The organism is Anaerolineae bacterium, from assembly GCA_016931895.1.
Taxonomy (GTDB): domain Bacteria; phylum Chloroflexota; class Anaerolineae; order 4572-78; family J111; genus JAFGNV01.
This window is the reverse complement of sequence record JAFGDY010000072.1, coordinates 1-21,468: the sequence shown is the minus strand read 5'-3', so window position 1 is coordinate 21,468 and position 21,468 is coordinate 1. Positions and strand designations below refer to the sequence as shown.

General features: G+C 54.1%; 21 protein-coding genes. 18 read left to right on the top strand and 3 right to left on the bottom strand.

What is annotated here, in order from left to right; genetic code table 11:
- Positions 1-4: 4 nt before the first annotated feature.
- Positions 5-1,048 (bottom strand): response regulator, encoded by a 1,044-nt coding sequence (locus JW953_05790; GenBank protein MBN1992194.1) that lies wholly within the window; start codon positions 1,046-1,048, stop codon positions 5-7.
- 211 nt (positions 1,049-1,259) lie between these two features.
- On the opposite strand from JW953_05790, the gene JW953_05785 reads away from it, so the two are divergent.
- From JW953_05785 to JW953_05740, 10 genes are all read left to right on the top strand, one after another.
- Complete coding sequence (locus JW953_05785; GenBank protein ID MBN1992193.1) at positions 1,260-1,469, top strand: AtpZ/AtpI family protein; 210 nt, start codon at positions 1,260-1,262, stop codon at positions 1,467-1,469.
- Between the two features lie 46 nt (positions 1,470-1,515).
- The gene (gene atpB, locus JW953_05780) at positions 1,516-2,499 is read left to right on the top strand and encodes a F0F1 ATP synthase subunit A (GenBank protein ID MBN1992192.1); all 984 of its coding nucleotides are present in this window, start codon (positions 1,516-1,518) and stop codon (positions 2,497-2,499) included.
- 66 nt (positions 2,500-2,565) lie between these two features.
- The gene (atpE, locus tag JW953_05775) at positions 2,566-2,805 is read left to right on the top strand and encodes an ATP synthase F0 subunit C (protein MBN1992191.1); all 240 of its coding nucleotides are present in this window, start codon (positions 2,566-2,568) and stop codon (positions 2,803-2,805) included.
- A gap of 52 nt (positions 2,806-2,857) precedes the next feature.
- Entirely contained in the window at positions 2,858-3,349 is a 492-nt protein-coding gene (gene atpF / locus JW953_05770) for a F0F1 ATP synthase subunit B (protein MBN1992190.1), read from the top strand.
- Positions 3,349-3,876 carry an ATP synthase F1 subunit delta gene (atpH, locus tag JW953_05765; GenBank protein MBN1992189.1) on the top strand — a complete coding sequence of 176 codons (528 nt, stop codon included), beginning with the start codon at positions 3,349-3,351 and terminating at the stop codon, positions 3,874-3,876. The genes atpF and atpH overlap by 1 nt, the downstream gene beginning before the upstream one ends.
- Positions 3,877-3,929: 53 nt before the next feature.
- The gene (locus tag JW953_05760) at positions 3,930-5,456 is read left to right on the top strand and encodes a F0F1 ATP synthase subunit alpha (GenBank protein MBN1992188.1); all 1,527 of its coding nucleotides are present in this window, start codon (positions 3,930-3,932) and stop codon (positions 5,454-5,456) included.
- Between the two features lie 12 nt (positions 5,457-5,468).
- Entirely contained in the window at positions 5,469-6,362 is an 894-nt protein-coding gene (gene atpG, locus JW953_05755; protein ID MBN1992187.1) for an ATP synthase F1 subunit gamma, read from the top strand.
- 71 nt (positions 6,363-6,433) lie between these two features.
- Positions 6,434-7,834, top strand: coding sequence for a F0F1 ATP synthase subunit beta (atpD, locus tag JW953_05750; GenBank protein ID MBN1992186.1), 1,401 nt, complete (start codon positions 6,434-6,436; stop codon positions 7,832-7,834).
- A gap of 29 nt (positions 7,835-7,863) precedes the next feature.
- A complete protein-coding gene (locus JW953_05745) occupies positions 7,864-8,316 on the top strand; it encodes a F0F1 ATP synthase subunit epsilon (GenBank protein ID MBN1992185.1) in 453 nt (150 codons plus the stop codon).
- 156 nt (positions 8,317-8,472) lie between these two features.
- Positions 8,473-9,480: a rod shape-determining protein gene (locus JW953_05740; GenBank protein MBN1992184.1), complete on the top strand. Its 1,008-nt coding sequence runs from the start codon at positions 8,473-8,475 to the stop codon at positions 9,478-9,480.
- Between the two features lie 87 nt (positions 9,481-9,567).
- On the opposite strand, the gene JW953_05735 is transcribed toward JW953_05740, so the two are convergent.
- Complete coding sequence (locus JW953_05735) at positions 9,568-10,188, bottom strand: redox-sensing transcriptional repressor Rex (protein MBN1992183.1); 621 nt, start codon at positions 10,186-10,188, stop codon at positions 9,568-9,570.
- A 208-nt stretch (positions 10,189-10,396) separates the two neighbouring features.
- Here JW953_05735 and JW953_05730 point away from each other — a divergent pair, with 208 nt between their 5' ends.
- On the top strand, positions 10,397-11,911 hold the full coding sequence (locus JW953_05730) for a PD40 domain-containing protein (protein ID MBN1992182.1): 1,515 nt from the start codon (positions 10,397-10,399) through the stop codon (positions 11,909-11,911).
- Here the strand turns inward: JW953_05730 and JW953_05725 are convergent, their stop codons facing one another.
- On the bottom strand, positions 11,912-12,613 hold the full coding sequence (locus tag JW953_05725; GenBank protein MBN1992181.1) for a glycosyltransferase family 2 protein: 702 nt from the start codon (positions 12,611-12,613) through the stop codon (positions 11,912-11,914).
- Between the two features lie 358 nt (positions 12,614-12,971).
- On the opposite strand from JW953_05725, the gene ssnA reads away from it, so the two are divergent.
- The 7 genes from ssnA to JW953_05690 form a co-directional block, all read left to right on the top strand.
- The gene (gene ssnA / locus JW953_05720; protein MBN1992180.1) at positions 12,972-14,309 is read left to right on the top strand and encodes a putative aminohydrolase SsnA; all 1,338 of its coding nucleotides are present in this window, start codon (positions 12,972-12,974) and stop codon (positions 14,307-14,309) included.
- A 6-nt stretch (positions 14,310-14,315) separates the two neighbouring features.
- The gene (locus JW953_05715) at positions 14,316-15,218 is read left to right on the top strand and encodes a cation transporter (protein ID MBN1992179.1); all 903 of its coding nucleotides are present in this window, start codon (positions 14,316-14,318) and stop codon (positions 15,216-15,218) included.
- Positions 15,219-15,248: 30 nt separating this feature from the next.
- The gene (locus tag JW953_05710; GenBank protein MBN1992178.1) at positions 15,249-16,592 is read left to right on the top strand and encodes an HlyC/CorC family transporter; all 1,344 of its coding nucleotides are present in this window, start codon (positions 15,249-15,251) and stop codon (positions 16,590-16,592) included.
- The gene (locus JW953_05705; GenBank protein ID MBN1992177.1) at positions 16,585-18,015 is read left to right on the top strand and encodes an HlyC/CorC family transporter; all 1,431 of its coding nucleotides are present in this window, start codon (positions 16,585-16,587) and stop codon (positions 18,013-18,015) included. Before JW953_05710 ends, JW953_05705 begins: the two co-directional genes overlap by 8 nt.
- A 104-nt stretch (positions 18,016-18,119) precedes the next feature.
- Positions 18,120-18,596 carry a DUF4878 domain-containing protein gene (locus JW953_05700; GenBank protein MBN1992176.1) on the top strand — a complete coding sequence of 159 codons (477 nt, stop codon included), beginning with the start codon at positions 18,120-18,122 and terminating at the stop codon, positions 18,594-18,596.
- 89 nt (positions 18,597-18,685) lie between these two features.
- Positions 18,686-20,650: a hypothetical protein gene (locus JW953_05695; protein MBN1992175.1), complete on the top strand. Its 1,965-nt coding sequence runs from the start codon at positions 18,686-18,688 to the stop codon at positions 20,648-20,650.
- Positions 20,651-20,700: 50 nt separating this feature from the next.
- Positions 20,701-21,468 (top strand): hypothetical protein (locus tag JW953_05690; GenBank protein ID MBN1992174.1); only part of this gene is annotated, 768 nt, incomplete at its 3' end.

The following is a 21,468-nucleotide window of genomic DNA, read 5'->3' as shown; positions in this document are numbered from 1 at the left end:
CTCCTCAGTCGGTCCGGGTGAGATTGTGCAGGCGGTTCAGCAGATTGGCATTGCTGGAGAGAATGGCCCAATTGACCGCCACTTCATCTTCTTCAGCCTCAAGGTCAGCCTCGGCCTCATGCTCAGCCTCACGCTCAACCTGCTCAGGGGGGGAAATTGTCTCAACGGGGGCTTCATCTACGTCAAACTCAATTTCAAACGAGAGCGGAATGAACACGTGATCCTGGGCCAGGATTTCAGGCTGATCAAACTCATGTTCATCGCCAACCGAGGGTGTTGCCCCCTGATGGTAACAGTCAAAAGCCTGCTGGATTTGGAGAGCGGTTTGATCCAATTGTCGCCAAATTTCGACATCCTGAACCGAAGGAAGCTGTGACGAAAGCAGGGCCAGGTTGAGGTTTTCTGTAGCGGGCACCACGTATAGGCCGTGGTTTTTTTGCGCTCGTTGATAATGCGCATGCAATGTTTTGTCGCCGGCAAACAATCGTTTAAGTTCCTCCTCCAACATCGAAACACCAACCGCCAGATTACCCAGCGCGGCCAATTGTTCTTCATCAAGCTCGCCGTGAGAGAGAAGAACCTGCCCATTCTCCTCCGCCAAAAAAACGCAGGGGGTACACGTTTGTTGGCGCAGCGTTTCCAGAATGGTTTGCAAAGTGCCGGCCAATTGCCGATAACGATTTAACTGTTGGTGCAGCAGTTTGTCTACCAGCCGTAAAAATTTGAGCGGCTTAAAGGGGCATAAAATAGGCTGAGCTTTGACCGTATGCGCCGGCTGTTTGATGGATTTATGCTCTTTTTGCAACAGCAGGATAACGGGCACGCCGGGATCAATATACTGGATGCTCTCCACCAATTCTAAACTGTCCAGGCCGGGCAGCAAAAAATCAACCACAATCAAATCATACGGTTGCCTACTGATTTGTTCAAAAGCGGTGTAACCATCATAGGCCACGTCAATCTCACAAGAAGTTACCAGGTGCGCCAGGCTGCGGCGCAGAGGATTATCCATTTGAGGATGGTCGCAAGCTACCAAAATTCTTTTCATAATTACAAACTCAAACCATCAAGTTGTCATAGAGAACTGTATCTGTTTTTGCTGTTCATGTCAACTTATTACAAAGAGTATTGATTCCAAGACACTTTAGCCCAGTATGGTCGGCCTATGCTGGGCCAGAAAATAGACAATTTTATAATCATTTTGCTAAATTTTTGCGGCGTGGTATAATCGCTTTCTGTTGCCCGGGGGTTTTTGCACAATGAAAAAGAAACTGGGGCCCCTTAAAGGCTATTATTTATTTGCCCAAATCAGTAGCATTTTATTATGCTCAGTTTTTGGCTGCCTGGGGTTGGGTATTTGGCTGGATAATAAACTGGGCACCGCGCCATGGCTTTTGCTTGTTTTGATGATTGTGGGTTTGGCATTTGCCATGTATACCATTTATCGCACGGTAAATGAAACCAAATAGAGTATCAGTCCCCATTGTTTGACCACAGCTAAAGGTAATTCCGGCTATGATCAGAAAAATTGCTATAGGCTCAGGCATTGCCCTTGTTATTATCGCCATCATGATCATCGGGAACATCCTGTTTCCCGTTGACCGGGCCGCCATCGAAATAGCAGCCGAGCCTATTTTCGCCGTTGGGCCGTTTATTGTGACCAATGCCTTTTTTACTTCCCTCATTCTGTCAATCATCATCCTCGTGGTCGCGTTCTTCATCGGCCGCAACCTTAAAGAAAAACCGGGGGGCATGCAGAATATTGTTGAATTTTTGATTGAGAGCCTGGATGGCCTTGTAACCTCGCTTGCGCCCAAAAAATGGGGGGCAACGTTCTTCCCCATCCTGGCCACCATTTTCATCTATCTCCTCTTTGCCAATTGGTTCAGCCTGTTGACCCCCCTGCTGGGCAGCTTTGGTTTTGTGCACCCTACTGCCCACGGCGGTGTGCCGGTAGAAAATATTATTATCCTCAACCCGGAGGCCTTGCCCCACCAACAAGATCATGCCGGTGAAGATGAAACGCCTCCAAAAGAGGAGATTACGCCCGCAGCAGAGAGCGGCCTCAACGTAACGATTGTGCCTATTTTTCGCGCTCCCAGCAGCGACTTAAATTTAACCCTGGGCCTGGCCCTGGTTACAATGGTGCTGGTGCAGGTGTTTGGCCTGCGGGAGCATGGTTTCAACTATATAGGCCATTTCATTCGCTTAAAAAGTTTTGTCACCCAAGGCGTTTGGATGGGCCTGCTCGATTTCCTTGTTGGCCTGATTGAACTGGTCAGCGAAGTTTTCAAAATCATCTCCTTCTCCTTCCGGTTGTTTGGCAACATCTTTGCCGGGGAAGTGGTGCTTATTGTCATTACGTCCCTGGTATCGCTCTTGTTGGTGCTGGTGTTTTTTGGCCTGGAAATTTTTGTGGGCTTGATCCAAGCCTTTGTTTTTTTCATCCTATCGTTGGTGTTCTTCTCCATTGCCACCCAAGCCCACGAAGAACATTGACCAAAAAAACTGTTTGTAATTCGCTATTTGAAATATCCAAATTTTAATCACCGTGGAGGCTTAGTTATGGAACAACTTACGCCCGAAACCTTCAAATTATTAGGCGCAGCCCTGGCCGTGGGGCTGGGGGCGCTTGGCCCTGGCATTGGCCTGGGTATTTTGTTTATGGGCGCCCTGCAGGCAATAGGCCGAAATCCCGAGGCCGAGCCGCAAATCCGCATTAACATGTTCATTGGAATGGCCTTTACCGAAGCCGTGGCCATTTACAACCTAGTTGTGGCCCTGATCCTGGTATTTGTGGCTTGAACGCGCCAAGCAATTTTCCCCCCTGTTATTGGGGAAAAGGAGGCACAGACAATTGGAAGCGTTAGGTATTTCCCTGAACGGGATTATTGCTTATATCATTAACTTTGCCCTGTTGGTTATCCTGCTCCGCCTGTTTTTGTACAAGCCGGTCAAAACTATGCTGACCGAACGCCAACAGCGAATCGCCAAAAGCCTTGAGGCCGCCGATATTGCCGCGCAAGAAGCCGCCCAACAACGGGCCCAATTTGAAAAAGAGTTGGCTATGGCCCGCGAAGCTTCTCAGGCCGAAGCCCGCAAAGCGGCAGAAGTTACCGAAAAAATGCGGCTGGATATCTTGGACTCCGCCCGCCAGGAAGCCGAAACAATCAAGGCCCAAGCCCGGGCCGCAGCCGAGCAGGAAAAGCAGCAAATTGCCGCCGACCTGCAAAAACAAGCGGCCGAACTGGCCCTCCAGATGACGCGCAAAATCATCGGCGAGGGCATTGACGCCCACACCCAACGCCAATTGGTAAACCAGTTTTTAACTGATTTAGGAGAAGCGTAGTGAAAGCGCAGGAGTTATCGCGCAAATATGCCCTGGCTGTTTTTGGCCTGGCCCTGGAACAATGGCTCTTGCCGCTCAAGACCGTGCAAGAACAGTTAGCCGGCAACTCACAACTGGCTGGCTTTTTGCAAGATGCCAACCATCCGTTTGCCGAACGGCAGCAAAAATTGAACGACATCATCCCCCTTAACGCCGAGCAAACCGTGCGTAATTTCCTGTACACCCTGCTCAAAAATGACGATATAGACCTGCTGGCTGACGTTCTGACCGACATCCAACAGATGTCCCGGGGCGGCCCCCAGGTTCAGGTGGCCCGGGTGAACACGGCCATTACCCTGTCCGACCACGATAAAGAACAATTCCGCCAAAAACTACGCGCCAAATACGGGGCAAACCTGGAATTTGTTTTTGCCGTTGACCCGACCATTGTCGGAGGGGTAGTGGTACAAATTGGCGACAAAGTGATTGACGGCAGCGTCGCTACCCGGCTTGAGGCAATGAGCAACGCCTTAGGCATTAAACGTTGAACGTTTTAACAGGCTAACGTGGCTAACGTTCAACCAATATTTGTGGAGAAAAGATGGTTCTAAAGTTAGACGAGATTACGGCCCAAATACGCCAACAAATAGAAGCCTTTGAAGCCCCCGTAGAATATACCGATGTGGGCACTGTGTTGAGCGTGGGCGATGGGATTGCGCAGGTCAGTGGCCTGACCCAAGCGATGGCTACCGAGTTGCTGGAATTTCCCGGCGGCGTTCTGGGTATCGCCCTCAACCTTGAAGCCGCACAGGTTGGCGTGGTGATTATGGGCGACTACGAGCACATCGAAGAAGGGGCCACGGTAAAAAGCACCGGCCGCATTGCCTCGGTGCCGGTGGGCGAGGCCCTGATTGGCCGGGTGGTGAATGCCATTGGTGAACCCGTTGATGGCAAAGGCCCTATTGCCAACAAGGGTTACTATCCCATCGAAAAAATCGCGCCCGGAGTGATTGAACGGCAAAATGTGGACACGCCGGTGCAAACCGGCATCAAAGCCATCGACTCGATGATCCCCATTGGCCGGGGCCAACGAGAGTTGATCATTGGCGACCGGCAAACCGGCAAATCCGCCCTGGCCATTGATACCATCATCAACCAAAAAGGCAAAAACCTGATCTGCATTTATGTGGCCGTTGGTCAGCGGCAGGGCCAGGTGGCGCAAGTGGTAGCCACGTTAGAACGGTACGGCGCAATGGCGCACACCGTGGTGGTGGTGGCCGGGGCCTCCGAACCGGCCCCGATGCAATACATTGCCCCCTACGCCGGCTGCGCCATTGGCGAATATTTTATGGACAAAGGCCAAGACGCGCTGGTAGTGTACGATGATCTCAGCAAACATGCCTGGGCTTACCGTGAGATTTCGTTGCTGCTGCGCCGTCCCCCCGGCCGTGAAGCCTATCCGGGTGACGTGTTCTACCTACACTCGCGCCTGCTGGAACGCGCGGCCAGGCTGTCGCCGGAAAAGGGAGGCGGGTCGTTAACCGCGCTGCCCATTATTGAAACCCTGGCCGGCGATATGAGCGCCTACATCCCTACCAACGTTATTTCCATTACCGACGGCCAAATCTACCTGGAGAGCGACCTATTTTATGCCGGCCAACGGCCAGCCATAAATGTTGGCTTATCCGTATCGCGTGTGGGTGGCGCCGCCCAGGTTAAAGCCATGCGCCAAGTAGCCGGCCAATTGCGCCTGGAACTGGCCCAGTACCGCGAGTTGGCCGCTTTTGCCCAATTTGGCTCCGATCTGGATAGAGCCACCCGCGAACAGCTTGAACGCGGGCGGCGCTTGACCGAAGTCCTCAAACAACCGCAATACGCACCAATGGAGTTGGCAGACCAGGTTATTTCCATTTACGCCATCACCCATGGCTTTGGTCAAGACGTGCCGGTGGAGCAGATTCAAACCTATGCGGCCAATCTGGTGGATTTTATGCAGGCCAACCATCCAGAGATTGGCCAGGCTATAGCCAACCAGGGTGTATTAACCGATGAAATAGAACGCTCGCTCAAAACAGCTCTGGCCGAATACAACCACTCTTTTGGTTACGAAATCTCGAAGAGAAGTTAAGCAGGATCAGTTGTGGCCTCTATTCGTGAAATTCGCCGACGAATCAAAAGTATCAAAAATATTGCCCAGGTTACGCGGGCTATGCAAATGGTGGCTGCCTCGCGGATGCGCCGCGCCCAGGAACAGGCGCTGGCTTCCCGACCTTATGCTAACAAAGCCTGGCAAATCTTAATGTATTTGGCCGCGCAGCCGGGGAACGAACAACTGCACCCCTTACTGACCCATCGAGACTCCGTGCAAAATGTGGCCATTATTTTGATTACTGCCGACAGAGGACTGGCCGGAGCTTATAATACCAACGTTATTCGGGCTGCCGTACAATTTATGACCGAGAACAAGCGGGAAGAGGCCAAACTGATCACCATTGGCCGCAAAGGGCGTGATCTGATGGCGCGTTACGGGCGAACCATAGAGGCCGATTTTAGCGATTTGCCCCCCCGCCCCACTTCTTTGGATATTGCCCCCATCGCCCGGGTGGCAATTGATGGTTTTTTGCGCAGGGATTACGACGAGGTTTATCTGGCTTATACCCGGTTTGTCAACACCCTACAGCAAGACCCTACCATCCGGCTGCTGCTGCCAATTTCTGGCCAACTTGCCGGCAAGGTAATGAGTCGACACTTGACCGAAGAAACCACCATGGCCGCCACCGAGTATCTGTATGAGCCTGACCCGGCCACCTTGCTTAACACTATCTTGCCTCACTTTACTGAATTGCAGATTTATCAAGCCATCCTGGAAGCCCTGGCCAGCGAACACTCGGCGCGAATGGTGGCCATGCGTAACGCCACCAATAACGCCAATGATTTGATTGATGAACTCACCTTAACCTATAACAAAATCCGTCAAGACGTTATCACCAAGGAGATGTTAGACATTGCCGGCGGCGCCGAGGCTTTGGCCTAGGCGTTGTAAATGAGAAAATAGAACTGGCCGATTGGCTTCTAATTTCTCATCTCTAATTTTTTGGAGGACGAATGACTAAAGGAACTGCCGGCCGCGTGGTGCAGGTTTTAGGCGCGGTTGTAGACGTAGAATTTCCACCGGAACAATTACCCGAGATTTATTATGCCCTGGAAGTTGAACGCGAGAATCAGGAACCCCTGGTGCTGGAAGTGCAACAACACCGGAGCGATGATATTGTGCGCACCATTGCCATGGATGCCACCGATGGTTTGCGGCGGGGACAGACGGTGATTGACACGGGGGGACCTATTACGGTGCCCGTTGGGCCTAATGCATTGGGACGTATCTTTAACGTGTTAGGCCGGCCCGTAGATGGGCTGGGGCCGGTTGACAGCAATACCCATTACCCCATTCATCGCCCCGCCCCCGAATTTAAGGATCAAGTGACCACAACCGAAATCTTTGAAACCGGGCTTAAGGTCATTGACTTAATAGCCCCCTTTACCAAAGGCGGCAAAACCGGCGTGTTTGGTGGCGCCGGAGTGGGTAAAACGGTCATTATTCAAGAGTTGATTTCTTCTTTGGCGCGGGAACATGGTGGCTATTCTGTGTTTGCCGGGGTGGGGGAGCGCACCCGCGAAGGAACCCAGTTATACCGGGAGATGCAAGAGGCCGGGGTGCTGGACAAACTCTGTATGGTTTTTGGCCAGATGAACGAACCGCCGGGCGTGCGCTTGCGGGTGGCTCTAGCGGGCCTGACCATGGCCGAATATTTCCGCGATCAAGGCCGGGACGTTCTTCTCTTTATTGATAACATCTTCCGTTTTGTGATGAGCGGCTCCGAGGTGTCGGCCTTATTGGGCCGGATGCCCAGCGCCGTTGGCTACCAACCCACCCTGGGCACCGAAATGGGCGAGCTGCAAGAACGTATTACCTCCACCCGGCGCGGTTCCATCACCAGTATGCAGGCCGTTTACGTGCCCGCCGACGACTACACCGACCCCGCACCGGTCACTACCTTTGCTCACCTGGACGCCACCATTTCGCTGGAACGCTCCATTTCAGAATTGGGCATCTACCCGGCCGTAGACCCGCTGGCTTCTTCCAGCCGTATTCTTGACCCCCGGGTTGTGGGCGAGGAGCATTACGAAGTGGCCCGAAACGTGCAGGAGGTGCTGCAACGTTACAAAGACCTGCAAGACATTATCGCCATCCTGGGTGTTGACGAGTTGTCAGAGGACGATAAAATGGCAGTGGCTCGCGCCCGGAAAATACAGAGATTCTTCTCGCAACCCATGTTCGTGGCCGAAGGTTTTACCGGCCGCCCCGGACGTTACGTGCCAATTACCGAAACCGTGGCCGGTTTCAAAAAGATTCTGGAAGGCGAACTGGATAATGTGCCGGAACAATACTTCTACATGGCCGGCAACATTGACGAAGTATTTGAGCGGTTTGAACAGGCTCAAGACTAAAATTCTCAGTTCTCAAAAAGGATTGGCTAATGCCAACGCTCCATCTTGAAATCCTAACCATCGAACGCACTCTATTTGATGACGACGTGAGTATGGTGGTTGCTCCCGGCTCCGAAGGGATGCTGGGCATCTTGCCGCATCACACCCCTTTAATCACCACGCTCACTTACGGTGAGTTGCAAGTAAAAAAAACAGGCGAGCCGGACCAATTTTTTGCCATTGGCGGCGGTTTTATGGAAGTGCAGCCCGTTCACGTGGTTGTTATGGCCGATTCGGCCGAACGGGTCGACGAGATTGACCTTGACCGGGCCAAAATGGCCCGCCAACGGGCTGAAACCTCTTTAGCCCAAGCCAAACCCGGTGGCGCAATGGATTTTGCCCAGGCCGAAGCTGCGCTGCGGCGTTCGGCCACTCGTATCCAAGTGGCCCAACGCCGTCGCAAAACCAGAGATAGACCCACCGGGGAAAGGCCGCCTGATTAGGCCCGAGCCGCACCTTGACGCCTGCCCCCCAACAAATCCGGTGTTCTTTGAAACCAGGAAGAACAGCTCCTGGTTTTTTTGCGGTATTAGGGCCTGTCTCTTGCTCAATCTTGAATTTAGATTACAATTCAGGCTTAATCGGATTTGGAGTAAGGTATGTTCACCAAGAGAATAGGTATTGATTTAGGCACCAGCAGCATTCTTATTTATATCAAAGGGCGCGGCATTGTTTTGCAAGAGCCGTCGGTGGTGGCTATCTCGCAAAACGATGAGCGCATTGTGGCCATCGGCCAAGAAGCCCTGGCCATGTTAGGCCGCGTGCCCGAAGCCATTGAGATTAGCCGTCCCCTGCGTAACGGGGTTATTGCCGACTATTACGTGACTGAACGCATGTTGACTTTTTACCTGGAACGGCTGGTGGGGCGCTTCCGACTATTTCAGCCAGAAGTGATGATCAGTACCCCGGTTGGCATTACCAGCGTTGAGCGCCGGGCGGTGGAAGACGCCACCAAAAAAGCAGCCCATCGTGATGCTTATACCATTCCCGAACCGCTGGCCGCCGCCATTGGCGCGGGCCTGCCTATTGACACCCCCACCGGCAACATGGTGGTTGACATGGGCGGCGGCACCAGCGAAGCCGCGGTGGTAGCCATGAACGGTATTGTGGCCAGCAATTCAATTCGGGTGGCGGGGATGAGTTTGGATGACGCCATTATCAACTACGTGCGTCGCAAACACAACCTGGCCATTGGCGAACAAACCGCTGAAGAAATCAAAATTCAAATCGGCAGCGCCGTCCCTATGGACGAACCGATGGAAATGGAAGTTAAAGGGCGCGACCAGGTGGCCGGGCTGCCCCGAAACATCACCCTTAATTCCAACGAAGTAGCCGAGGCCATGAGCGAGCCGCTGGCCGCCATCTGCGGGGTGGTCAAAAGCGTGCTGGAAAAAACACCGCCGGAACTGGCCTCCGACATTATTGACCGGGGCATTATTATGACCGGCGGCACAGCGCAACTGCGCAACCTGGACGTATTGCTCACCCAACAAGTTGACGTGCCCTGTTACGTCGCCGATAATCCTGTGGCCTGTGTGGCCCTGGGGGCCGGCCGGGGCCTGGAAATCCGCGAGATGCTGGAACGGGCAGCTTCGCCTGTATATTAAAAAACTGTTTGGATAAGTCTAAAAAAAATTCCCGCCGAGAATCACCTGCGGCGGGAGTTTTTTCTTTGCAAAAAAATACCTTTTGCCTTACGCCAGATAATAGGCCATCCGCTGCAAATGCATCACTGGGTCAATATACTGCACCTGAATATTATTTGGCACGCTCAAGGTAATGGGAGCGTAATTGAGAATAGCCTTGATGCCTACCTCAATCAATTTATTGGCTACCTCCTGGGCAGCCCCGGCCGGCACGGCCAAAATGGCAATTTGGATATGTTGGCCCGAAATCACCCCTTCCAAATCTTCCAACGAACGGATCGTTCTTTCTTCAACAACCTGCCCCACTTTATCCAGATCGTTATCAAAAATAGCCTCAATATGAAATCCTTTCCGGTCAAACCCTCCATAATGCAAAATGGCCTGCCCCAGGTCGCCAAAACCTACCAGGGCCACTATCCAATCTCGATCAACGTGCAAAATTTTGGCCACTTGCTCCCGCAAATACCCCACTTCGTAGCCGGTGCCCTGCTTGCCAAACTCGCCAAAATGGGACAGGTCCTTACGAATTTGCGCCGAGCCAATACCCAACTTCTCCCCCAATTCGTGAGACGAAGTAATCTCCTGGCCTGCCTCCTGCATTAAAGTTAAGGCCCGTAAATAAATCGGCAACCGTCCAATCACAATATCAGGCACATCATTTACTGGCATAATTCAGCCCCTCCTCTTATTTTACAATAATATAAGTGAAATCTGTAACTATCTTACCATAAATCAACCAAACTGGCAACAGCCAAACAGCAGACCGGCTTCCGGGTTGTTTCTTGCCTGTCTGCGCCAATTGAATATGATTATACTCGGCCACGCGCGCGGCGCGAGTCAAACCAATGACCTTTCAAGCGAAAGCGATATTGCCAAAATGAAAATAAAGTCCTGGATGCCCGTCATCCTGCCAATCCTATTTGCTTTAAACGCCTGCGCTGTTGGCAACGGCACGCCTACCCCCACCATCGTCCCGTTTGAGCGTTCTGCCACGGAGCAGAGCCAAGCCCAGGACGTTCCTCCAACGGCCACACGCCTGCCTTATCCCAGCCCTACCCCTACCCGCACTCCGCTGCTGGCTTCTGACCTGGCGCTGTTGTCGGCCACGCCCACCCCGCCGCCAACAGCGACGCCGTTCGTCGCCCAGGCTCAAGTTATTGTCCATTCAATCAACATCCGCCAGGGGCCAGGCACAGAATATCCCGCTGTTGGGGTTGCTTATAAGGGGGATACCTTCAACATTGTTGGCGCTGCTGCCGGCAGCCATTGGGTGCAGGTGGTCACGGCCAACGGCCGGCGCGGCTGGATTTCGGGCAAGCCAACCTATATTAAAATTACCGGCTCGCTGAATTACGTGCCCACAGCGCAGGTCTCGCCGCCGCCGGCATCGCCCGCAAACACCCCGGCCGGCGGGTCAAACATTGGCGGCGGACTTGGCGGCAAGTTGGTTTTTATGACCGGCAGCGGCGGCGATCTTTACGTTATCAACGCCAATGGAACCGGCCTGCGCCGGCTGGCCGGCGGGGCCATTGATCCGGTGGTTTCGCCTGATGGAAGCCGGGTTGCTTTTACCCGCTGGGACGGGGCGGAGATGGGCACGCTTTACACCATCAATTTAGATGGCGGTGAGGAGCGGGTGATTTTGGAGGAAACCCTTCAGGCCAAATCACCCACATGGTCGCCGGATGGACAAGAGATCATCGTTTCCTTCCAACACGGCGGGCTACGCGATCCACAACCCGAATGTAGAAGTTTTGACTACGATGACGGCGTGCGTTTACCCAACAGAATCCGGATTATCAAAACCCATCTAAGTTCGGCCACCGGCGTGCTGACGATATGTTTTATCCGGCTGGAGGATTTGCAATGGAAGTTGCGCCGGGTCAACCTGGCTACGGGACACTTTGCAGACCTGCCCACCGATTTGTACAGCTATAACCCTGCCTGGGACCCGCAAAATCCCTGGCGCGTTATCTACGATGGGGAACAAGGCTTGATGCAACTTGACCTGACCAACAACACCCAATTGCCCCTTACCGCCGACTTGCGCGACACCGGGCCGGTATTCTCGCCCAATGGGCAAAAGCTGGCCCTCACTTATAAACAACACGATCACTGGGAAGTTTACACGCTTGACCTGGCGACCGGCGACCGGCAGCGGCTGACCAAACCGCCAATTTTGGCGACTCCCCAATACAGCAGCGCCTCCCCGGCCTGGTCGCCCGACGGCCAACAGCTTGCCTTTGTTACCAATCGCACCGAACAGTGGGAAATTTGGGTAATGAACGCTGACGGCAGCAACCAGCAGCCCTTTTTCCCGCCGGAGGCGCAAAACCAATTTAGCCTGGAGTATCGCGGCATGAACGAACGGATGCTGAATTGGCTGGAATAGTTACGATTTTTTGAACAAACCGTACTTCAAAATAACGTAAATGGCCCGCATGCCATCTTTCCAGCCAATCTTTTTCCCTTCTTCGTAGGTGCGCCCATAATAAGAGATGCCCACCTCGTAGATAACACAATTGAGCCGGGCGATTTTGGCGGTGAATTCCGGTTCAAAGCCGAAGCGGTCTTCGGCCAATTCAATCCGGTCCAAAATACTGCGCTTAAAAACCTTGTAACAAACCTCCATATCGGTCAGGTTCAAATTGGTGAACATGTTGGACAGGAAGGTCAAAAACCGATTACCCAACGCGTGCCAAAAATATAATACCCGGTGCGACTCGCCGCCGGCGAATCTGGAGCCATAAACCACATCGGCCTTGCCATCAAGAATAGGTTTGAGCAATCTAGGATATTCATCCGGGTCATACTCCAGGTCGGCGTCTTGAATAATGATAATGTCTCCCTGGGCGTGCGCAAAGCCGGTGCGCAACGCCGCTCCTTTGCCCCGGTTAACGGCATGAAAAACAACCTTGATCTCATTACGGCCGGCAAACGTTTGTAAAAAATCACGGGTGCCGTCCGTGGAAAAGTCATCAACAATCACCAGTTCTCGCTCAAGCGGCAATTCAACCCGGAGCACGGTCTGGACAATATCTTCAATCGTATTGATCTCGTTAAAACAGGGTATCACAATAGAGATTTTGTTCATCCTTTACCTCAACTAAAAAGTGGTCCCCGGCGTTGTACCTTAGCCGTTGCATCCGTGCTTTTTGGACAAGAATATTAACCACAAAGCCACCAAGAGCACGAAATCACCAAGATTCTTTGTGCCTTTTGTGGTAAAAACCCTTTTTTGGTTCCGGCTTGCCCAGGTTAGGGCGCGGCCAAAAACAAAAAATTAATAATTAATCATTCACAATTCACAATTCACAATTTTTAAGGGGACAGCGCATTATAACCCAAGCGGGGCGTGTAGCAAATATAAACGTCCCCTCCCCAACCCTATGAATTGACCTTATCCCCTCACCGGATTAAAATGACATCATCACCATAACAAAGAGGTTAACATGTTAATTACAAATGGCACGGTTCTCACCTTTGGCGATGACAAAAAGGTTTTGCCTTACGGGGCTGTTTACTATGAAGACGATACAATTATTGAAGTAGGCCGCACAGCCGACCTGGCCGGCAAATACCCCCATGCCAAAAAATTGGACGCGGGCGGCAAAATTGTTATGCCCGGTTTGATCTGCGCCCATACCCATTTTTACGGCGCGTTTGCCCGCGGTATGGCTATTCCCGGCGAACCGCCCAAAAACTTTATGCAAATCTTGGAAAGGTTGTGGTGGAAAATTGACCGCGCCCTGACCCTGGAAGACAGCAAATACAGCGCCCTGGTGGCCCTGGTTGACGCCATTCGCCACGGCGCCACCACGCTGATTGATCACCATGCCAGCCCTAACCACATTGACGGTTCGCTTGACGCGCTGGCCGAAGCGGTGGTTGAGTCTGGGCTGCGGGCTGGCCTCTGTTATGAGGTGACCGACCGGAATGGATTAGGCGGAGCTGCGGCCGGCATTGTGGAAAATGCGCGGTTTCTCAAAAAATTACAGGCCCAGCCCAACCCCAAGTTGGGAGGCTCATTTGGCTTGCACGCGTCTTTTACCGTGAGCGACGGCACGCTGGCCGCTTGCGTAGAGGCCGCCCAGGGCTTGAACACCGGCTTTCACATCCACGTGGCCGAAGACAAGGCCGATGAAGCCGACAGCCTTAAAAAGTACAACCTGCGCGTGGCCGAACGGCTGGAGAAACGCGGCATTTTGGGCCCAAAAACACTGGTCGCGCACGCCATTCACGTAGACGCCTATGAAATGGACGCTTTCCGGGCCACCCAAACCAAAGTCAGTCACCAGCCCCGCAGCAATATGAATAACGCCGTAGGCGTGGCCGAGGTGGAGAAAATGCTCAATAAAGGCATTACCGTGGGCCTGGGCAACGATGGGTTTACTAACAACATGTTCACCGAAATCCACACCGCCTACTTGCTGCACCGGATCAACAAAGGCGACCCCCGGGTGATGCCCGGCGACCGCCTGATGGAAATAGCCTTTAACAATAACGCCGCCATTGCCGCCTTGTTCTTCCCCAAGCCGGTTGGCGCTCTAACTCCCGGCGCATTTGCCGACATCATTCTGCTGGACTACGTGCCCTATACCCCCCTCACCGACGCCAACTATCCCTGGCACCTGGTTTTTGGCATGGACGGCAGCCACGTGACCCACACCATTGCCGGGGGACAAATGCTAATGAAAAATCGTGAGGTTTTGACCCTGGATGAGGTTGCTATCGCGGAAAAAGCTACTCAGTTGGCTACAACAGTTTGGCAACGGGTGAGGGAGATGTAACCGGATATGGTCACCCCCAATATCCCTCCATCTCGCTCGCCAAAAACCACCCCCTCTTCGCCTCAAGTCAAACGAGTTCTCTGGAAAATCCTGGGCCTCAACCTGCTGGTGGCCGGGGCCAAAATTGCCGTGGGCGCAGTTACCGGCTCAATCAGCATGATGGCCGATGGCTTTCACTCCACCCTGGATGGTTCGTCAAACGTTATTGGCCTGGTTGGTTTGACCATTGCCGAACGCCCGCCCGATGAAACCCATCCCTACGGGCATCAAAAATTTGAAACGTTCGCCACCCTGGGCATCGGCCTGTTGTTACTGTTCAGTAGTTGGAACGTGATCAAAAGCGCCTTTACCCGCCTGGTTGAAGGCAGCAGCCCCCAAGTGACCGTGGTAAGTTTTGCCGTGGTGTTTGTGACCATTGGCCTGAACTGGTGGGTGTCATCCTACGAAAGCCGCCAGGGGCAGCGACTGAAAAGCAGCCTGTTGCTGGCCGATGCCGCCCATACCCGTTCAGATATTTTTGTTTCGGTTTCGGTCATTGCCGGCCTGGCGGCCGTAAAATTGGGCTGGGCCTGGGTTGACGCGGCGGTGGCGTTATTTATTGTGGCCGCGATTGGCCGGATTGGCTGGCAAATTATTCAACGGGCCACAGGCGTGCTGGCCGATAGCGCTGTGGTTGACCCGGCCCTGGTAGAAAAAATCGCCCTGTCGGTTGAAGGGGTTGAATCTTGCCACAAAATCCGCAGCCGGGGCGCCGATCAGGCTACCTATTTGGATTTGCACATTCAGGTGGATGGCCGTTTGTCGCTGACTCAAGCGCATTATCTGGGGCACCAGGTGCAAGACCGTTTGCAGGCCGAACTTGAGATCCAGGATGTAGTGGTCCATGTGGAGCCGGCTCAATTCTCTTGATAAAATAACCCCGATCCTTTTAGGCTTAAAATGTTGATCTCAATCATCCTGGTCATAGCCGTTATTACCCTGCTGGTTTCAGCCAACGCCCTGTACGTGGCGGCTGAATTTGCCACCGTCAGTTCCCGCAAAACCCGCATCAATCAAATGGCCGGCGAGGGCCATCGCTTGGCCAGAATATTGCGCCCGATTGTTGAAAACACCACGTTATTGGACGATTATATTGCGGCCTGCCAGGTAGGCATCACCGTATCCTCGCTGGCGCTGGGCGCTTACGGCCAAAACGCCATTACCCCGCTGCTGGGCAAATTGGGCCATCTGGCTGAAGCAGCGGCATATTCTATTGCCGCTACCACCGTGCTTATCTGTCTGACAATCTTGCAGGTTGTTCTGGGCGAGCTGTTCCCCAAATCAATAGCCCTGCTTTACCCCGAACGGATGGCCCTGATGGTCACCATCCCCATGCAGTGGTCCCTGGTTATCCTCCGCCCCTTTATCTGGCTGTTGAACGGCAGCGGAAATTTAATACTCAAAGTAATGGGGATCAAACAACATGGCCCTCACCACCACGTTCATTCTCCCGGAGAGATTGAGCTGTTGGTGGGCGAAAGTTACCAAGGTGGGCTGCTTGATGAAGGGGAACAACAAATGTTGCGCAACGCCTTTCGCCTGCGCGAACTGCTGGCCCGCCAGGTGATGGTTCCTCGCACCCGGTTGACTGCCGCCCCCGTTGACAGCTCCGTTGACGACCTGCTGGAGCGGGCCTGCCAGGCCGGTCTTTCCCGGATACCCCTTTACCAAACCCGTATAGACGACCTTGTTGGTTTTGTGCATGTTAAAGACCTATTTCGCCTGCGATTGGCCGGCCAGCAGCATCCTCAAGAAGTGGTGCGGGAAGTGGTTTATGTGCCCGAAACGCTGCCCGTGGCCGATGTTTGGGCCACGCTGAATGAGCAGCGCCAGTACATGGCCATTGTGCTGGATGAGTACGGCGGCACGGCGGGCCTGATCACCTTTGAAGACCTGATTGAGGAAATTTTTGGCGAGCTTCAGGATGAATTTGACGACGAACTGCCGTTGATCTCGGCCGAGGCGGGAGGCCGGATTCACCTGCGGGCCGACCTGCTGGTGACGGACGTTAATGAATATCTGGGGCTGGCGCTGCCCGATGACGAAGCCGACACCCTGGGCGGGCTTGTTTTTAGCGCCCTGGGCCGCCTGCCGGTGGTTGGCGACGAAGCCGCCATTGGCACGTCGGGCATCAAAATTAGGGTAGAAGCCATAGACACGCGCAGCATCACCGAGGTTTCGCTGCAACTGCGCCCCGGCGCGCAGCCCCACATCAATGAATGGGAAGTGGGGAGTGATGAGTAAACTTTTACTGCCGGCTTTAAGCCTGCCGCTGCCCGTTTTTTTCCTGGCGGCCGCCGTCACCGCTGCCCAAGACCTGCCCGGCCTTGATACCCTGGTCATTCCTTCGCTGGCTATTATTCTGCTGGTCATGCTCAACGGCCTTTTTGTGCTGGCCGAGTTCGCCCTCATAGGCGTCAGGCCCAGCCAGATGGAACAACTGGCCAACCAGGGGCATAAACCGGCCGGCCACATTTTGACCATTTTACGTTCCCTGCCCCAACAAAATCGCTACATTGCCACGGCCCAGTTGGGCATCACCGTGGCTTCGCTTGGCCTGGGCATGTACGGCGAGGCGCAGATCTCTCATTTTCTTGAACCTTATCTGGGCCGGCTCCTGGGCATTGACCCGCATGATGCTCTGATCACTACATTTGGTTATGTGCTGGCCGTCAGTTTTCTCACCTATTTGCACGTCGTTCTGGGCGAAATGGTGCCCAAGTCTTTGGCCCTGGCCGCGCCCAATCGGGCCGCCTTTTTTGCCGCCCAACCCATGCGCCTGATGGAGTTTATTTTTGCCGTGCCGGTGTATTTGCTCAACGGCGTCGGCAACGCTTTACTGTACCTCTTGCGTATTCCCCCGGCTGAAACAGGCGCCCGACTCCATTCTCCCGAAGAATTGGAGCTGCTGGTCTCAGAAAGTGTTGAAGGCGGTCTGTTGAACCCAAACGAAGAAGAAATTATTCGGAATATTTTTGATTTTGGCAAACGGCAGGTCCAACAGGTAATGACCCCCCGGCCTAAAGTGGAAGCGGTTGCCCACGATACTCCCTGGCCCGATTTGCTTAAACAAATGGCCGAAAGTCCATACAGTCGTCTGCCTGTTTACGAAGAAAACCTGGATCAGATTATTGGCATCCTGCACATCAAAGACTTGGTGCGTTACCAGGCTCGTTCCAAAGGCGCGTTTGATATTCGCCTGGTGCTCCGGCCCGTGCCGGTAGTGCCCGAACATTACCCGGTGGAAAACCTATTGACCACCTTCAAACGCCGGCGCATCCATTTTGCCATTGTCCTCGACGAGTTTGGCGGCACCGCCGGGATCGTCACCCTGGAAGACCTGGTGGAAGAAGTGGTGGGTGAAGTGCGGGATGAGTTTGACCTGGAAAGCGAACCGCTGGTTCAAATTGCGCCCGGGGTGCTTGAGGTAGCGGGGGATTATTTAATTGAGGATTTGCAAGAACACCTCAATTTGGGCTGCACAGAAAACCTGCCCTACATTGAGACCATTGGCGGCCTGATCATGACCGGCTTGGGCCGCGTGCCCCAGGTTGGCGACACATTTACCTACTGTCACAACATCCACTTTACCGTCTTGGCCGTTGACGGCCTGGCCGTGGCCCGCGCCCGCATTGAGTATCCCGTAGCGGCAATGCCTGGGGCATAACACGCCTTTTGCTCATTCCTTTACCCGCACAACCTAACTTTTGATAGGTTACAACCATCCATTTTAATGTTATACTGGTAAAAGATTGGCAAAGGAGATAAGCAATGAAAAACGACAGATTTCTCATCGGCATTGTCATTGGCATCCTGCTCCTGGTGATCATCGCGGTGATCATGGTGCTGGCCCGCAGCGGCCGACAAGAAGATTACATTGCCGACGATACCCCGGCCAGCGTGGTGCATAACTACTTTCTGGCCATCCAACGCGGGGAGTTTGAAAAAGCCTACGGCTATCTTTCGGATGAACTCAAATCCAAACCGGACCTCGACGAATTCATCCGCACGGTAGACAACGGTTCAGAAGCCTCGCTGCAAATTGGCCGGAGCAGCATCAACGGCGAACGGGCCAGGGTGGAAGTATCCATTACCACCTATAGCGGCGGCGGGCCTTTTGAGCGCGGCCACTACACCAGGGAGGAAACCGTTTATCTACGCCGCGCCGGCGGCGGCAACTGGCAGGTGATTGAATACCCCTATCCTTACTGGGGCTATGATTGGAATGAGGAAGAGAATAAGGATTAAGTAGGGCAAAAGATTCGGAACGCAGGAATGTGTGCCCTCTGTCTGCCTCTCCTCCTGCCTTTTAACCCTTACTATTTTTCAGGAGAATAATGATGCAAACCCTCCAACGCATTTACCTATATCTGGTGTCGGCCATCAGTTTAACCGTCATAGCCTGGGCCATCATTGGCCTGATCCGGCTGATTGTGAGCCAGGAGATTGGCCAGGGCCAAATTATCGCCCTGGCCTCCCTGTTGGCCGCCATTATCGTGGGCCTGCCCATTTTCCTGTTCCACTGGCTCATTGCCCAACGCCTGGCCGCCAGGGATGAGGCCGAACGCGGCTCAACCATCCGTCGCATATTTTTTGGCGTAGTAATGGCTACCGGGGCCACGCCCATTATCAGCAATATCTATCGTTTGCTTGACAACGCCTTGCTCAACCTGCTCGGCGGGGTCCACCAAACTTATTACCCCTACAACCTGACCACGGCCGAACACCTGGCGGCCATTGTGGTGTGGGGCATGATCTGGTTTTACCTCTGGCGGCAGTTACAAAGCGATAACCGCCTCACCCCGCCCCGCGAAGATCTTCTGGGAATTCGCCGGCTTTATCTGCTGGCCTTTGCCCAGGCCGGAGTGGTGATGATCAGCCTGGGCGCAATTGGCTTGCTGGGAACCCTCATGCAAGCTTTGGCCACCGGCCTTAACTGGCGCACCCCGGTAGCCAACGGCAGCGCCCAATTGCTGGTGGGCTGCGGGGTGTGGGTGGGCCATTGGCTTGTGTTGCAACGCGCCTTCTTCACCGGCAGCCCGCTCGAAGAACGCTCCGTTTTACGCAAAGTCTATCTTTATTTGAATATTTTTGTCTTCTCGGTGATGGCCGTGGCCAGCGCCAGCACCCTTTTCAAACGTTTCATTGAACTGGCCCTGGGCGCGCCGCCGGCCAAAGAACCGCTGCTGAGCCAATTGAGCGGACCGCTACCCCTGGTGATTGTGGGTGGCGTTTTGTGGGCCTATCACTGGTATGTTCTCCATCAAGACGCCGAACGCGCCCCTGAAGCGCCGCGCCAGGCCAGTGTGCGCCGGATTTACGCTTACCTGGTAGCAGCCATTGGCCTGGCCGTGCTGTTGAGCGGCCTGGTGGGGTTGCTCAGTATCCTCATTGACCTGCTGACCACCCCGGCGGCGATTGGCTTCTCTTTCTACCGCGAGCAAGTGTCTATCTTTACCGCCATGACCATTATCGGTTTGCCGGTGTGGCTGTTACTCTGGCGTAAATTGCAGGCCCTGGCCCTGACCCCGCCCAAAGAATCGGACGCTGCCGCCGTTGAAGAACGCCGTTCGACCACGCGCAAAATCTACCTCTATTTTTACATGTTGGTGGCTGCACTGGCTTTTTTTGGCAGTGTAGGCTGGTTTGTGTACCATCTGCTCACCGCCCTGCTGGGGGCGGACCTCCCTCCCGCTTTCATTACCCTGGTGCTGGACGCCCTGGTCATTTCCCTGTTAGCCGCCGGGGTCTGGTTGTATCACTGGCAGGCCATCCGTAAAGACGGGCAACTGGAGCAGGCTGACCAGGCCAAACGGCTGGCCGACGTGGTAGTGGTGGTTATGGACGATGAGGAGGGCCGGTTGGGCCAAACGGTTATCGAACATCTCCGGCACGAACTGCCGGACCTGCAACTTAAGCCGGTGGGCCTCACGCCGCAAGCTGTTCAAACAATGAACGGCCAGCCCTTCTCAGCCGATGTGCTTCAATCGGCCCACTACATCATTGGCCCCTGGCAAGCCCTAGCCCATCCAGAAGTTGCTTCAGCCGTAACCGCCAGCCCCGCCCTCAAATTGACCATTCCCACCCCCAGGCCAAACTGGGTTTGGACCGGGGTCAGACAGCGCTCCTGGGAATATTACGCCCAACAGGCTGTGCGCAATGTCAAACAAGCCCTTGAGGGCGATGAGATCAGCCCAGGCGGCGAGTTTGGCGCCGGCGGCATTGTGGCCATAGTGATTGGCAGTATCGTGGGCTTTTTGTTCCTTGCCGGGGGGGTCATTGCCATCATTAACCTGTTTTAACCGCTTTGTGTTATAATGGGTTCAAACCTGCGCCACCCCTGGAGGAACCAATGGCCCCAGCCCAAACCAAATATCCCATCCTCACCGACCGGCCCGCCGGCAAAGACGGCCTGGATTTTCAACCCTACATTGACGCCCTGGCCGAACTGATTATTGATCCGGCCACCAGCACTCCCCTGACCATTGGCGTATTTGGCCGGTGGGGTAGCGGCAAAACCAGCCTGATGCAATTGATGAAGCAGCAGGTTGACGCCCAGGGCTACCACACGGCCTGGTTCAACGCCTGGAAATACGACCGTAAAGAAATTGCCCTGTGGCGGGTGCTCATTCTGCGCACGCTCGACGCCCTGCGCCCCCGCCAAGAAGACGGCTCGCCCTATCCGGCCGGTGAATTGACCGATCCCTACCAAAAGGCGTTGCTTAAGGATTTAGACCGGCTGGAGCAATCGGTGTACAGCACGGTAGAGTGGACGGAGTTGGGCCGCTGGGCCGTAGATTGGGCCAAGGCCCTGGAAGGCACGGTAGAAGGCGCGGCGGAAATAGCCCTGGCTCTGGTGCCGGGGGCCGGGCCGCTGGCGGCGCTCCTGCGCCAGGCCCGCAATGCGGTCAAGGGCAAAGCGGTGCCCCCCATCACCGAAGCGTTTCAACGGGAGGCGCAGGAATTCCGGCGGGAGCAATTGCGCTCGGTGGAACAATTTATCACGGCCTTTGAAGAAACCATCGCCAAATATATACTCGACTTTTGCAGTGACATAAGATTTAACATTAACAAGAAAATATGGGATAATAAAGGTCAAGCTAATCGGTATTCAAATGCT

Excerpts from the sequence above, each read along its gene's own strand:
- JW953_05790 (MBN1992194.1), bottom strand. The coding sequence starts at position 1,048 with ATGAAAAGAATTTTGGTAGCTTGCGACCATCCTCAAATGGATAATCCT.
- JW953_05785 (MBN1992193.1), top strand. The coding sequence starts at position 1,260 with ATGAAAAAGAAACTGGGGCCCCTTAAAGGCTATTATTTATTTGCCCAA.
- atpB (MBN1992192.1), top strand. The coding sequence starts at position 1,516 with ATGATCAGAAAAATTGCTATAGGCTCAGGCATTGCCCTTGTTATTATC.
- atpE (MBN1992191.1), top strand. The coding sequence starts at position 2,566 with ATGGAACAACTTACGCCCGAAACCTTCAAATTATTAGGCGCAGCCCTG.
- JW953_05760 (MBN1992188.1), top strand. The coding sequence starts at position 3,930 with ATGGTTCTAAAGTTAGACGAGATTACGGCCCAAATACGCCAACAAATA.
- atpD (MBN1992186.1), top strand. The coding sequence starts at position 6,434 with ATGACTAAAGGAACTGCCGGCCGCGTGGTGCAGGTTTTAGGCGCGGTT.
- JW953_05745 (MBN1992185.1), top strand. The coding sequence starts at position 7,864 with ATGCCAACGCTCCATCTTGAAATCCTAACCATCGAACGCACTCTATTT.
- JW953_05740 (MBN1992184.1), top strand. The coding sequence starts at position 8,473 with ATGTTCACCAAGAGAATAGGTATTGATTTAGGCACCAGCAGCATTCTT.
- JW953_05735 (MBN1992183.1), bottom strand. The coding sequence starts at position 10,188 with ATGCCAGTAAATGATGTGCCTGATATTGTGATTGGACGGTTGCCGATT.
- JW953_05730 (MBN1992182.1), top strand. The coding sequence starts at position 10,397 with ATGAAAATAAAGTCCTGGATGCCCGTCATCCTGCCAATCCTATTTGCT.
- JW953_05725 (MBN1992181.1), bottom strand. The coding sequence starts at position 12,613 with ATGAACAAAATCTCTATTGTGATACCCTGTTTTAACGAGATCAATACG.
- ssnA (MBN1992180.1), top strand. The coding sequence starts at position 12,972 with ATGTTAATTACAAATGGCACGGTTCTCACCTTTGGCGATGACAAAAAG.
- JW953_05715 (MBN1992179.1), top strand. The coding sequence starts at position 14,316 with ATGGTCACCCCCAATATCCCTCCATCTCGCTCGCCAAAAACCACCCCC.
- JW953_05710 (MBN1992178.1), top strand. The coding sequence starts at position 15,249 with ATGTTGATCTCAATCATCCTGGTCATAGCCGTTATTACCCTGCTGGTT.
- JW953_05705 (MBN1992177.1), top strand. The coding sequence starts at position 16,585 with ATGAGTAAACTTTTACTGCCGGCTTTAAGCCTGCCGCTGCCCGTTTTT.
- JW953_05700 (MBN1992176.1), top strand. The coding sequence starts at position 18,120 with ATGAAAAACGACAGATTTCTCATCGGCATTGTCATTGGCATCCTGCTC.
- JW953_05695 (MBN1992175.1), top strand. The coding sequence starts at position 18,686 with ATGATGCAAACCCTCCAACGCATTTACCTATATCTGGTGTCGGCCATC.